13 protein-coding genes are annotated in these 12,234 nt (G+C 31.0%); 8 read left to right on the plus strand and 5 right to left on the minus strand.

Annotation, left to right across the window (positions count from 1 at the left end):
- The first annotated feature begins 54 nt into the window (after nucleotides 1–54).
- The 3 genes from VGE71_RS23160 (at nucleotide 55) to VGE71_RS23170 (ending at nucleotide 3,338) form a co-directional block, all read left to right on the plus strand.
- Entirely contained in the window at nucleotides 55–1,779 is a 1,725-nt protein-coding gene (locus VGE71_RS23160) for a sodium:solute symporter (RefSeq protein WP_331140447.1), read from the plus strand.
- Between the two features lie 293 nt (nucleotides 1,780–2,072).
- The gene (locus VGE71_RS23165; RefSeq protein WP_331140448.1) at nucleotides 2,073–2,675 is read left to right on the plus strand and encodes a hypothetical protein; all 603 of its coding nucleotides are present in this window, start codon (nucleotides 2,073–2,075) and stop codon (nucleotides 2,673–2,675) included.
- Between the two features lie 36 nt (nucleotides 2,676–2,711).
- Nucleotides 2,712–3,338, plus strand: coding sequence for an MCP four helix bundle domain-containing protein (locus VGE71_RS23170; protein ID WP_331140449.1), 627 nt, complete (start codon nucleotides 2,712–2,714; stop codon nucleotides 3,336–3,338).
- A gap of 216 nt (nucleotides 3,339–3,554) precedes the next feature.
- Here the strand turns inward: VGE71_RS23170 and VGE71_RS23175 are convergent, their stop codons facing one another.
- From VGE71_RS23175 to VGE71_RS23195, 5 genes are all read right to left on the minus strand, one after another.
- Entirely contained in the window at nucleotides 3,555–4,397 is an 843-nt protein-coding gene (locus VGE71_RS23175) for a DUF2911 domain-containing protein (RefSeq protein WP_331140450.1), read from the minus strand.
- Nucleotides 4,398–4,466: 69 nt separating this feature from the next.
- On the minus strand, nucleotides 4,467–5,129 hold the full coding sequence (locus tag VGE71_RS23180) for an HAD family hydrolase (RefSeq protein ID WP_331140451.1): 663 nt from the start codon (nucleotides 5,127–5,129) through the stop codon (nucleotides 4,467–4,469).
- Nucleotides 5,130–5,204: 75 nt separating this feature from the next.
- Nucleotides 5,205–5,924: a tRNA threonylcarbamoyladenosine dehydratase gene (locus tag VGE71_RS23185; protein ID WP_144212532.1), complete on the minus strand. Its 720-nt coding sequence runs from the start codon at nucleotides 5,922–5,924 to the stop codon at nucleotides 5,205–5,207.
- 72 nt (nucleotides 5,925–5,996) lie between these two features.
- Complete coding sequence (locus VGE71_RS23190) at nucleotides 5,997–6,644, minus strand: TatD family hydrolase (protein WP_331140452.1); 648 nt, start codon at nucleotides 6,642–6,644, stop codon at nucleotides 5,997–5,999.
- A complete protein-coding gene (locus VGE71_RS23195; RefSeq protein ID WP_331140453.1) occupies nucleotides 6,644–7,243 on the minus strand; it encodes a DUF1684 domain-containing protein in 600 nt (199 codons plus the stop codon). Before VGE71_RS23195 ends, VGE71_RS23190 begins: the two co-directional genes overlap by 1 nt.
- Before the next feature lie 99 nt (nucleotides 7,244–7,342).
- Here VGE71_RS23195 and VGE71_RS23200 point away from each other — a divergent pair, with 99 nt between their 5' ends.
- The 5 genes from VGE71_RS23200 to VGE71_RS23220 form a co-directional block, all read left to right on the plus strand.
- Nucleotides 7,343–8,560 carry an MFS transporter gene (locus tag VGE71_RS23200; RefSeq protein ID WP_331140454.1) on the plus strand — a complete coding sequence of 406 codons (1,218 nt, stop codon included), beginning with the start codon at nucleotides 7,343–7,345 and terminating at the stop codon, nucleotides 8,558–8,560.
- Nucleotides 8,561–8,727: 167 nt separating this feature from the next.
- Nucleotides 8,728–9,096, plus strand: a complete 369-nt coding sequence (locus VGE71_RS23205; protein WP_144212524.1) for a BlaI/MecI/CopY family transcriptional regulator — start codon at nucleotides 8,728–8,730, stop codon at nucleotides 9,094–9,096.
- A gap of 6 nt (nucleotides 9,097–9,102) precedes the next feature.
- Nucleotides 9,103–10,683 (plus strand): M56 family metallopeptidase, encoded by a 1,581-nt coding sequence (locus VGE71_RS23210; RefSeq protein ID WP_331140455.1) that lies wholly within the window; start codon nucleotides 9,103–9,105, stop codon nucleotides 10,681–10,683.
- A gap of 27 nt (nucleotides 10,684–10,710) precedes the next feature.
- Nucleotides 10,711–11,079, plus strand: a complete 369-nt coding sequence (locus VGE71_RS23215) for a BlaI/MecI/CopY family transcriptional regulator (protein ID WP_331140456.1) — start codon at nucleotides 10,711–10,713, stop codon at nucleotides 11,077–11,079.
- An 8-nt stretch (nucleotides 11,080–11,087) separates the two neighbouring features.
- Nucleotides 11,088–12,234, plus strand: a 1,147-nt coding sequence (locus VGE71_RS23220) for a M56 family metallopeptidase (RefSeq protein WP_331140457.1), incomplete at its 3' end; no start/stop codon positions are given.

Consider the following 12,234-nt stretch of genomic DNA (forward strand, 5'->3'; position numbering starts at 1 on the left):
AACGCAATTTATATTGCTATTTTTTTCTTAATCATGCAATTATACTCATAACTTATGCAGCTATTTGACTGGATCGTACTTATTGTAACCTTATTATTTATTGTTGGATACGGCTCATGGAAAACCAGAGGAAGCAAGAACGTTGAAGATTTCATTTTAGGAAATAATGAAACTCCTTGGTATACTGTTGGTCTTTCTGTGATGGCAACTCAAGCGAGTGCGATTACCTTTTTGTCAACTCCTGGACAGGCTTATCATGACGGAATGGGATTTGTGCAATTTTATTTTGGACTTCCAATTGCGATGATTGTCATTTGCTTGACTTTTATTCCACTTTATCATAAAAGCAAGGTTTACACAGCTTACGAGTTTCTAGAAAAAAGATTTGACGTTAAAACTCGTTCACTTGCTGCCATTTTGTTCTTAGTCCAAAGAGGTTTAGGAACTGGATTAACGATTTACGCACCAGCTATTATTCTATCAGCCCTTTTGGGATGGAACTTGACTATAATGAACATCATCATTGGAGTGATGGTTATTATTTATACCTTTTCTGGAGGAACAAAAGCGGTAAACGTAACACAGAAACAACAGATGTTCGTGATTATGTCGGGAATGTTTATTACGTTTTTCTTGATTTTACATTATCTCCCAAATGATATGACTTTCAACAGTGCACTTCACATTGCTGGTGCAAATGATAAAATGAATATCGTAGATTTCTCTTTTGATCCAGAGGAAAAATATACCATTTGGAGCGGAATTACAGGAGGCTTCTTTCTGGCACTCGCCTATTTTGGTACAGATCAATCTCAAGTTGGCCGTTATTTATCTGGAAAATCAGTTCGTGAAAGTCAGATGGGATTGATTATGAATGGTCTTCTAAAAGTTCCAATGCAATTCTTTATACTTTTAACAGGTGTTATGGTTTTTGTATTTTTTCAGTTTAATCCTGTTCCCTTAAATTTCAATCCGAATAATAAAACTACAATTGAAAAATCGGCATATAAAGAAGAATATAAAGTACTGGAGAATAAATTGGAAAAACTCTCAGAAGATAAAAAAGTAATCAATTTATTGTATATCGATCAGTTGAATCAGGATTATGACAATCCGATTTTGCGTAAAGAATTAGTTGCCTTATCTAATAAAGAAAAAGATCTTCGCGATAAAGCCAAAGAAATTATTTCACGAGCAGATAGTAATGCTGAAACGAACGATAAGGATTATGTATTTTTTCACTTTATTTTAAATTATTTGCCAAAAGGTCTTATCGGATTATTATTGGCTGTAATTCTTTCGGCTGCCATGTCATCAACTGCTTCAGGTTTAACGGCTTTGGCTTCGACTACTGCAATTGATATTTACAAACGAAATCAGAAAGAAGAAAAATCAGAAAAGCATTATTTGAATGTGACTAAGTTTTTCACGCTTTTTTGGGGAGTTGTAGCGATTCTTTTTGCTTGCGTCGGAACATTGTTTGAGAACTTAATTCAGCTTGTAAACATTATTGGTTCTATTTTTTATGGAACTGTTTTAGGGATATTCCTTGTCGCTTTTTATTCTAAAAAAGTTCAAGCAAAACCCATGTTTATTAGTGCTATTATTAGTCAGTTAACCATTTTTGTAATTTATTATTTTATGATTTACAGTCAGGAAAAATTGGGTTATTTATGGCTGAATTTCATTGGAGCAATGTTAACTATTGTGTTAGCAGTCCTATTGCAATTTTTATTTTTTAGAGGAGACAATAATGATAATGAATTGATATTGGATTAGTATCATTTGATTATAAATGAAGGCAATTTCATTAATTAAACAATCTTCTAACAAATAAATCCTAATGCGCCTAGCCCTGCCTGCTGTCCGCTATATCTTTTGTGCCGGGGTTCGGCACAAAAGATATAGCGGACAGCAGGAATTAGCTCCTTAAAAAAAACATTTAAAACTATATTTCTGAAACCCATACTTCTACGTTAAAATTGTAAGTAAAAAGTACTATTTTAGTAAACGTAAAACTTGTATAAAGATTTACTTCCGAAAACTAAACCAATTTTAAACAGGAGAAATTAATGAAAATTTCAGACGATTTAGAAAAATTACTGCCTTTTGGCTACTTGTTTCTTATTTTGATGGGAATTTTGAAGGATAGTATTTACTATTATCAGTTAGGAATTAACATTTTAAAATATTCTACAATCACAGATGTTTTAATGAGTCCGATTGCTGAGTTTACTTCAAATCCGATAATTCTGTTCACTATTATTTCATTGTTTCTCACGCATATCAAACTTCCAAAATTTTTAGCAAAGCATCACGGAAATAAAATTCTACAGAAAATGTTTGAGCTAAAACCAACAATAGAATTGACAGAAAGAGAGACTGAAAGCTATTATAACAGTGTGGCGATAAAATCTCTGGCTGTCATTTTATTATCTTTTTTTCTTGGATATGGTATGGCGGGCGGCTATTATATGAAGAAGAAACTTCTAGAAAATAAAATGAAATATGAATCTACAATCAATTTTAGTGACGATAAATCGGAACAGATTTATTTGATAAGTGCCAATAGTTTGTATCATTTTTATTTTACAAAAGGAAACGATGCTATTCAAATTGCACCATTAGGAAGCGTTAAAAACATTGAATTGGCAAGAGTAAAGAAATTTTTCTAAAAGAATTTGCGTTTACATTTTTAAAAATCACTGAAGATGAAAGATTTAAAAAAATACAGTAATAAAACCAAAGCCGCATTTATTCTTTTGATTGTGATGCTGCTAATTTTATTGGGAAACTTTAATACGCTTCAGAATTCTAAGAATGTAAACGACAATATTAATGCGATTTACAAAGATCGTTTGGTGGTGGCCCATTATATTTTTCAGTATTCCAAACAACTTCATTTTATAAAAGCAGAGGCAGAAAAACTAGATTTGAATGATAAGATAAAGAAGGATGAAATTATTCACACCCTAGATATCATTCACAATATTGATGACTTATATGCTAAAACGGTTTTAACGAACACAGAAAAACAATATTTTGATATATTTCTAAGTTCGTGCAAAGAAATTAATAACCAAGTTGAAAATAAAAACTGGGACAAAATCGCTTATTCTAGTGCACAAGCCTTAAAAACATTAGAATCTTTATCACAAATCCAGATCAAAGAAGGAAAACTAAAACTTGCTGCGGCCAATGCGATGTACAATAAAAACAATAGTATCGGGCAACTTCAGATTGCTCTTCTAATTATTTTGGGCGGAATTACTTTTTATCTTTTAATAAAAAAAATCAAGAAAACGATAAAGATTCCTGAATCACCAAGTATGAATTAAATTGATTTAAGATTTAACCACAAAGACACAAAGAATTGCGCAAGGTTCGCAAAGTTCATACACAAAGCTTTGCGAACTTTGGGCTTTTACCACGTCATTATAGATCAAAAAACTTAGCGTACTTTTCGGTAAAAAACAAAAAAAATTCCAAAACTCGAAAGCTTTGGAATTTGTTATTTTAAAAATTGGAATTTTACAATTCAAAGAATAGAATTCTTATCTGCTCCACTCCGCGATACTATCTTTATTCAATTTTACGTAATCAGCGTTGTTTGCTGCTTCTGCAGATGCTAAAGAAGATTTTGCAGTTTCAATTGCTCCTTTTTTATCACCTTGTTTCGCCTGAATTTGAGATTTTAATCTTGTTACGTAATATGGTTTTTCTGAACTCATATCTAACGCTTTATCTATATAAGTTCTTGCAGTTTCGATATTTCCGTTTGATTGAAATAAATATTGAGATGCAGCATAATAGTCATTCCATGTTGGACCAGCCAAAGCTTTATCTATACTTGCTGTAGCAATTTTAGCCGTTGGAACTTCAAATTTTAAAGCAACATGAGAATTTTCCCAAGCCATTTCTAAGTATCCGAAATTTGGATCTAAACTATTAATGCCAATTGTAAATGTTTCTACTGGAGTTGGTAATGCATCTTCTTTTACAGTAGTTTTTAAAGCTACATAAGCATCGCTCCAATTTTCAGGTAATCCCCAGTTATCTGTAGAAAGGTAAAAAATAACATCCCAGCTTTCAATTCTTGGAACTGTATAAATAGCGTATTTACCTTTTTTTAATGTTTTTCCGTCAATAACAACATCGTCTCCAAAGTTGATAATTGTATTTTCGTTAGCTCCTGTTCTCCATAATTTTCCAAATGGAACTAAATTTCCGAAAACAGCTCTTCCTCTTGCTCCCGGACGTGAGTATGTAACTTCAACATCAGTTAAACCTACAGTTTGTTTAATATATCCTTTTGGACTTGCTTGTGGTGTTTTTACTTGTGCTTCTGATACTAATGGGCTTAAAATCAGGGCTAATGCAATAAGTATTTTTTTCATTATTCAGTTTTTTTATTTTATTCAAATTTACAAATTCAATTTCCGAACAAATGTTAAATTTTATATAATTCAAACTTTAAGCTGTGATATTTTTTGAGCGTTTAATTCATTAAAATGGTCTATAACCAAGTCCGCTTGACTGTAATCTTGCATATTTGAATGTGCGCTTCTGTAGCCTACACAGTAAATTCCTGCACCTTTTGCTGCTTTAATTCCATTGGTACTGTCTTCAATTATAATACATTCTTCTTTTGGTGCAACCGACAAAGAAGCCGCATGAATAAATATTGCCGGATTTGGTTTTGATTGAGGAAAATCTTCTCCACTTACAATATCAGTAAAATACTCATGTAAATTAAATCGTGTAAAAACACGGTCAATTGTCACTTTTGATGCTGAAGAAGCGAGAATTAATTGTATTCCATTGTTGTACAAATCTTTAATTAAATCTTCAACTCCATCCAAAAGATATAAATCTTCTTTGGTATCAAAAGCATCATTAAAAATAGTACGTTTTCTTTGAATTAAATCTTCTATTTCCTGCTCAACAGAAGGAAAATAGTTTTTTATAGACTGAAAGGTATTTTTGGTTGAAAAACCTGTAAATGAAGTATACATTTCTTCAGGCACTTCGATATTTAATTCTGAAAATTGTAAATAATAGGCATAACGATGAACTGGCTCTGTATCTACAATTACGCCGTCCATATCAAAAATTACTGTTTTAATCATTTTTTTAGGTGCTAAGGTTCTGAGGAACTAAGGTTCTAAGGTTTTTATTTAACTTCCATTACAACGGAGACTTAATTATTCCTCTTTAGAAATTAAGTAACGAATAACCGTTTCTGCAGCGTGAAGACCAAATAATCCTGGCATATAGCTGTTTGTTCCGTAGAATGACTTTTTGAAGTTTTTTCCATCAGTTAATTTTAAACTTTTCTCGTTTTGAATTTCTGATGAAAAAACCACTTTCAATTTATTGATTTTTACTGCTTTTAAACGCTTACGGATTGTCTTTGAAAAATAACAGTTGATTGTTTTAGAAATATCAGCCACTTTTACTTTAGAAGCCAACATTTTTCCGCCAGCGCCCATACTGCTTATAATCTTAACTCTTTTTCGTTTTGCTGCAATAATTAAATTTAATTTTGGAGTAATACTGTCAATACAATCTAAAACATAATCAAATTCTGGAGAAACAATCTCAAAAGCACGTTCTGGAGAAAGGAATTCCTGTACTCTGGTAAGATTTAATTCTGGATTAATATCCATTAAACGGTCCCCAACAATTTTGATTTTTGGCTCTCCAACTGTTGAATGTAAAGCTGGTAATTGACGATTGATGTTTGTAATATCTACAACATCTCCATCAACAATTGTCATGTTTCCTACTCCTGCTCTTGCTAAAAATTCAGCTGCAAAAGATCCAACTCCTCCTAGCCCAACGACTAAAACATTTGATTTTTGTAAATTTTCTAATCCTTCTTTAGTAAACAAAAGCTCAGCTCTTTCTGTCCATTCTGCCATATATTCTTATTTTGTTATTTTTTTATTTCAGGTTTTAAGTTTTGAAATTATTGATTTAAAAATGCCTCAAAACTACTTATTAAATACACTTTTACAATTACTTGAAATAATGTTTTCTAATTCTTTTAAATTTAAATCTTTATACTTTGAAGCTAATTCATAAACTTGTTGAATTGTTTCTTCCATTGTATCGGTTTCGAGAAAAAATTGATCATTTGGAACATCTCGAAAAACACTTTCTAAATCTGGATTTTTCAATAAATATTTTCCAAACGAAAGATAAAATCCTGCTTTAATTAATTGTTCTGCAACTTGCTTGTTTTTTGAAAATCCATGAATAATCATCGGAACTGTGATTTTCTTGTTTTTCTTAATTTCGATTACTTCCTGAAAAGCAGCGACACAATGTATCACAACAGGTTTTCTGAATTTTTCAGCTAATTCTAACTGCTTTTCAAAAACTGAAATTTGCAAATCTAACGGAACTTCAATTCGTTTATCCAAACCACATTCACCAATTGACAAACAATTCTCCAATTGCAATTTCTCTTCTATGATTTTCAAATCAGTTTCAAGTCGATTTTCATCGATATACCAAGGATGAATTCCAATAGAATAAAAAGGGATATTCGAATCAAAATCTTTAGGATATTGATTCACTAATTCCAAAACATCAGATTGGTTGGTGAAATTATGGGTATGAAGATTGAAATATTCCATTAATGAAAGTTTTTAACTCCTGCTTTAATTTCAACATTCAAATCATTTTCTGAAGGTACAAGCGGACAAGAATATTTATAATTATAAGCACAATATGGATTATAAGCCTGATTAAAATCGATTGCTATTATGTTTCCTTTAGGAATTTCCAAATCGATATAACGACCACCACCATAACTTTGTTTTCCGCTGGTTAAATCTGTAAAAGGTAGAAAAAGATGATTTTTATATTTTTCCTGTACAATAAGTTCCAAACTTTGATAAACAGCAAGTTTAAAATCTTTTCCGTTTATTTTAAAGTTTAAAGTTCCGTATTTAATGTACTTTGAAGTATAATTTCCTGATGTTTTCATTTCAAAAACTTTCCCTCCTTTTGCCTTTACCAAAGTAGCATTTACAAAATATGTTTCAGAAATAGGAAAAAAATCTAAGCTTTTAAAAGTTTTTAAATCTTTTGCTAACAGCGGACTTGTCTTAGGATCAGCATATTCTGAGTTGATTTTCTTTTGGAATTTTTGTGCATCGGTTTTACTAAACTTTTTTTGTGCAAAACCAAAACTAAAAACCAACAATAAAACCAAGGAGCTTATAGTTTTCATTTTAGAAATTTTATGCAAAAATAGTTCAAAAGTAACAAAACAACAACCACTTAACGAGACAAAGTTTCCTAACTTTGTGACGATAATTTATCATACACAATGCTTAAAAACGCTTTTACCAATTACATTAACAATTTTAGAGGATTTACAAGAGAAATTTGGATTCTGGCTACTATAACATTTATCAATCGCGCCGGAACGATGGTACTTCCTTTCTTATCCAAATATTTAAAAGAAGATCTTCATTTTACATACAATCAAGTCGGATGGATTATGGTTGCATTTGGTTTTGGTTCTATGTTAGGTTCTTGGTTAGGAGGTAAACTTTCAGATAAAATTGGGTTTTACAAAATCATGATTTTCAGTTTGTTTACAAGTGGTGTTTCTTTATTCTTTGTTCAATACATTACTACTTTTGGGGCTCTCTGTGTTGCTATGTTTATTTTAATGACGATTGCGGACATGTTTAGACCCGCCATGTTTGTTTCGTTGGGAGCTTATGCAAAACCAGAAAACAGAACTCGTGCTTTGACTCTGGTTCGTCTTGCTGTTAATTTAGGCTTTGCTGCAGGTCCTGCTCTCGGAGGATTAATTATTATGGGAATGGGATATTCTGGTCTTTTCTGGGTTGACGGGGCTTCTTGTATTGTCTCTATTTCTATTTTTGCTTTACTGGTTAAAGAAAAGAAAAAAGCAGATCACGGTGACAAAACAGAAAGTGCAACTAACACAAAATCTGTTTTTCATGATAAAATTTTCTGGGTTTTCCTGTTTGTGAGTTTTATTACAGCGATGATTTTCTTTCAGCTTTTTACTACTCTACCTTTATATCATAATGAAAAATTTGGTTTAAGTGAGTTCCAAACAGGATTATTAATGACATTAAACGGTCTTTTAATCTTTTCTCTCGAAATGCCAACCGTCGGATTTCTGGAAAGGAAAGCTTTTCCGAAAATCAGAATTATTATTATAGGTTCATTTTTAATGGCGTCCAGTTTCTTTTTGCTTCTTATTAATTTCTGGGCAGGAATATTGGTTGTTAGTATGGTTTGTATTTCTATTGGTGAAGTATTAACATTTCCTTTTTCTAATGCTTTTGCTTTAAGCAGGGCACCTCGCGGACAAGAAGGGCGTTATATGGCTTTGTATACAATGAGTTTTAGTTTGGCTCATATTATTAGCTCTAAACTCGGATTTGAAATAATTACCCGCTTGGGATATCAAATTAACTGGCTATTTATGGCTTGCATTGGTATTATTGCTACTGGTTGCTGCGTCTGGATTAAAAATGCTTTGCTAACAGAGAAAACTTCTTAAGAAAAACTTTAACTTCTTAATTTACTATTATTCAATTTATTACAATTAAATTTGAATGGCTTTTTTGCACTCAAAACTGTATTCAAACTTAATTTTTAGTTAAACAACTACTTTTATAGTTGTGTAACTAAAAAAATAGTTGTAGGTTTGAATTAAAATTAGCGAAGATGCAGAAGTTAACCAATAAAGAAGAAGAAATTATGATGATTTTATGGAAGCTAAAAAAAGCTTTTGTAAAAGAAATTCAAGCAGAAATAACAGAAGATCAACCACATTACAATACATTATCGACTATTGTTCGTAATTTGGAAGAGAAAGGTTATGTAGGACACAACGCTTTTGGAAATACACATCAGTATTTTCCAGTTGTAAAAATTGAAGATTACAGAAAAGGATTTATGAAAACCGCTATCGATAATTACTTTAATAGTTCTTATAAAAGTATGGTTTCATTTTTTGCTAAAGAGGAAAAAATTTCGGCAGATGAATTACGCGAGATTTTATCAATGATCGAAAATAAAGAAGAAGAAAAATAATTTTCTATGGAAGCAATTTTCATTTATATAGCCAAAGCAAGCAGCTTAATGCTTTTGTTTTATTCCACGTATTATTTTTTATTACGCAAAGAAACATTTTTTAACAGCAACAGATGGTTTTTACTATTTGGCTTAATTATTTCGACAATTCTTCCCTTAATAAGTTATAGCAAAGTAGTTTGGATCAATGCAACTCAGCCTTTAAATGGTATAGTTCAAAGCGCTTTACCAGAAATAGTAGAAAAAGAAAATTTAGATCTAAATTGGAACTATATACTTTCTGGACTTTATGCTCTTGGTTTTCTGGTTTTCATTGTAAAATTTGCAATTGACTTTTATAGCTTAAATTCTATCATTAAAGGAAAAAAAATAAAACAGCAAGCCGATTTTAAATTCATCGATATCAATGAAAATATCGCTCCTTTCTCCTATTTTGAATATATTGTTTACAACTCATCACTGTACACTTCTTCTGAATTAGAGAATATTATTGAACATGAAAAAGTACACAGCGATCAAAATCATACTGTTGATGTTTTAGTTTCACGAGCCTTTAGCATTATTTTTTGGTTCAATCCGCTTGTTTGGCTTTATAAAAAAGCAATAACACAAAATCTAGAATTTATAGCTGACAGTGAAGCTGCTAAAAAACTTTTAGACAAAAAAGCATATCAATACACGCTTTTAAAAATAACAACACACGAAAATTGTGTTGCAATCACCAATCATTTTTATCAATCATTAATCAAAAAACGAATCGTCATGTTAAACAAAAATCAATCAAAAAAGAGAAATTCTTGGAAGTATTATGTTGTAATTCCAGCACTTGCCGCTTTTGTTTTATTATTTCAAGTTGAAGTAATTGCGAAAGAGAGACCACAAATTATAAAAGAAAATGATTCAAACATTGAGTCTATGGATGTTTATAAGATTAGAAAAAATTCTACCGATACAGAATTGAATGAGATCAAAAATAATCTAAAGAAATACCATAATGTAAATTTTGAATTTTCTGAGGTAAAAAGAAATGATTCCAACCAATTAACAGCAATTACAGTTGATGTAAAGAAAGGAAAACAACGTGCAAAATCTGTTCAGAATTCAGATGATAAAGCTATTAATGAATTTGGAGTAATTATTATAACTTATAAGAACGGAGACAAAAAAATCGGAATTCAGACTGTAAATGAATCTCAAAACAAAGAACCAAAAACCGGAATTAGCAATAAACTAAAAACTAAAACAGAAACCAATGTTAACACTGATTCTAATACTAGTACAAAAACTAATAGCACTACTAACACCAATGTTAGCACTGTTGTAACGACAGATACAGATAACAATGTTACTACAATAACAACATCTGAGGATGGTCCTAAAATCGTTATTTCTAATTCTAGTAAAATCAAAATTAACGACGAAAAACTAATCATAATAGATGGAACAGTAATGCCTGCTCATTTTGACCTTAATGATCTTAAGTCAAGCGATATCAAAACAATGTCTGTTTACAAAGGTGTTGACGCAATTGCTAAATATGGTGACGAAGGTAAAAATGGCGTAATAGTAATAGAAACTCGTAAATAAAGGTTTTCTAATTTAAATAATTATAAAATGCAAAAACTAACCAATAAAGAAGAAGAAATCATGCACATTTTATGGAAGCTGAAAAAAGCTTTTGTAAAAGAAATACAAGCAGAGATTTTAGAAGATCAACCACATTACAACACATTATCTACCATTGTTCGTAATCTGGAAGAGAAAGGTTATGTTGCACATCATGCTTTTGGAAATACACATCAGTATTATCCAGCTGTAAGCATAGAAGATTATCGTAAAGGTTTTATGAGTACAGCGATAGACAACTATTTTAATAGTTCTTATAAAAGCATGGTTTCATTTTTTGCCAAAGAAGAAAAAATTTCTGCTGACGAATTACGTGAAATCTTAGACATGATCGAAAATCCAAAAGAAGGTAAATAATCAAAAGTATGGAAGCAGTTTTCATTTTTATTCTAAAGTCAGGGGGATTGTTAACAATGTTTTATTTTGCTTACATTATTTTGTTACGCAAAGAAACTTTTTTCAATAGTAGCCGATGGTTCTTGTTGGCAGGATTAATTACTTCAGTTGTGCTTCCTTTTGTGGTCTATACAAAAGTAATCTGGATCACTCCTGCTCCATTGCCGGCACCGGAAATTGTAAAAACAGAAATTAAAAATATCACAACGTACAATCAGCATGTTGTTTCTTATCAGCCTGTAAACACGTTGCAATATGAACCTCAAATAACGGAAGAGGAAAATTTTGAAATTAATTGGAGTTTCGTTTTAATGTCCATTTACGGAATCGGATTCGCTGCTTTCATGATTAAGTTTGGTTTGGACTTTTACAGTTTAAACTCCGTATTGAAAGGAAAAAAAATTGAACAACAAGCCGATTTCAAATTTATTGATGTAAATGAAAACATTGCTCCTTTTTCTTATTTCGGTTATATAGTGTACAACTCATCACTTTACACTTCAGCGGAATTAGAAAATATTCTGGAACACGAAAAAGTACATAGTGACCAGAATCATACTGTAGATGTTTTAATTTCGAGAATCTTTTGTATTCTATTTTGGTTCAATCCAATTGTATGGCTTTATAAAAAAGCTATTTTGCAAAACCTTGAATTTATTGCTGATAGCGAAGCTTCTAAAAAAATCGCTGATAAAAAAGCGTATCAGTACACCCTTTTAAAAATAACAACACATGAGACTTGTGTTGCAATCACCAATCACTTTTATCAATCATTAATCAAAAAACGAATTGTCATGTTAAACAAAAATCAATCAAACAAAAGGAATTACTGGAAATATTGCGCTGTAGTTCCTGCTCTAGGTGCCTTTATTCTTTTATTCCAAATAAAAACAATTGCACAAGAGAAAAAACAAGATCTGGCTATTACACAAAAAGACACTGTTAAAGATGGCAGCGAAGTTATCAAAATCACAAAAAATACTACAGATCAGGAATTAAAGGCAATTAGTTCAAAATTGAAGACAGATCATAATGTTGATCTAGAAATTTCGGATGTAAAAAGAAATTCGGATAAAGAATTAACAGCTATTCAAATTCAGACAAAATCGGAATCGG

The organism is Flavobacterium sp., assembly GCF_036405015.1.
Lineage (GTDB): Bacteria > Bacteroidota > Bacteroidia > Flavobacteriales > Flavobacteriaceae > Flavobacterium.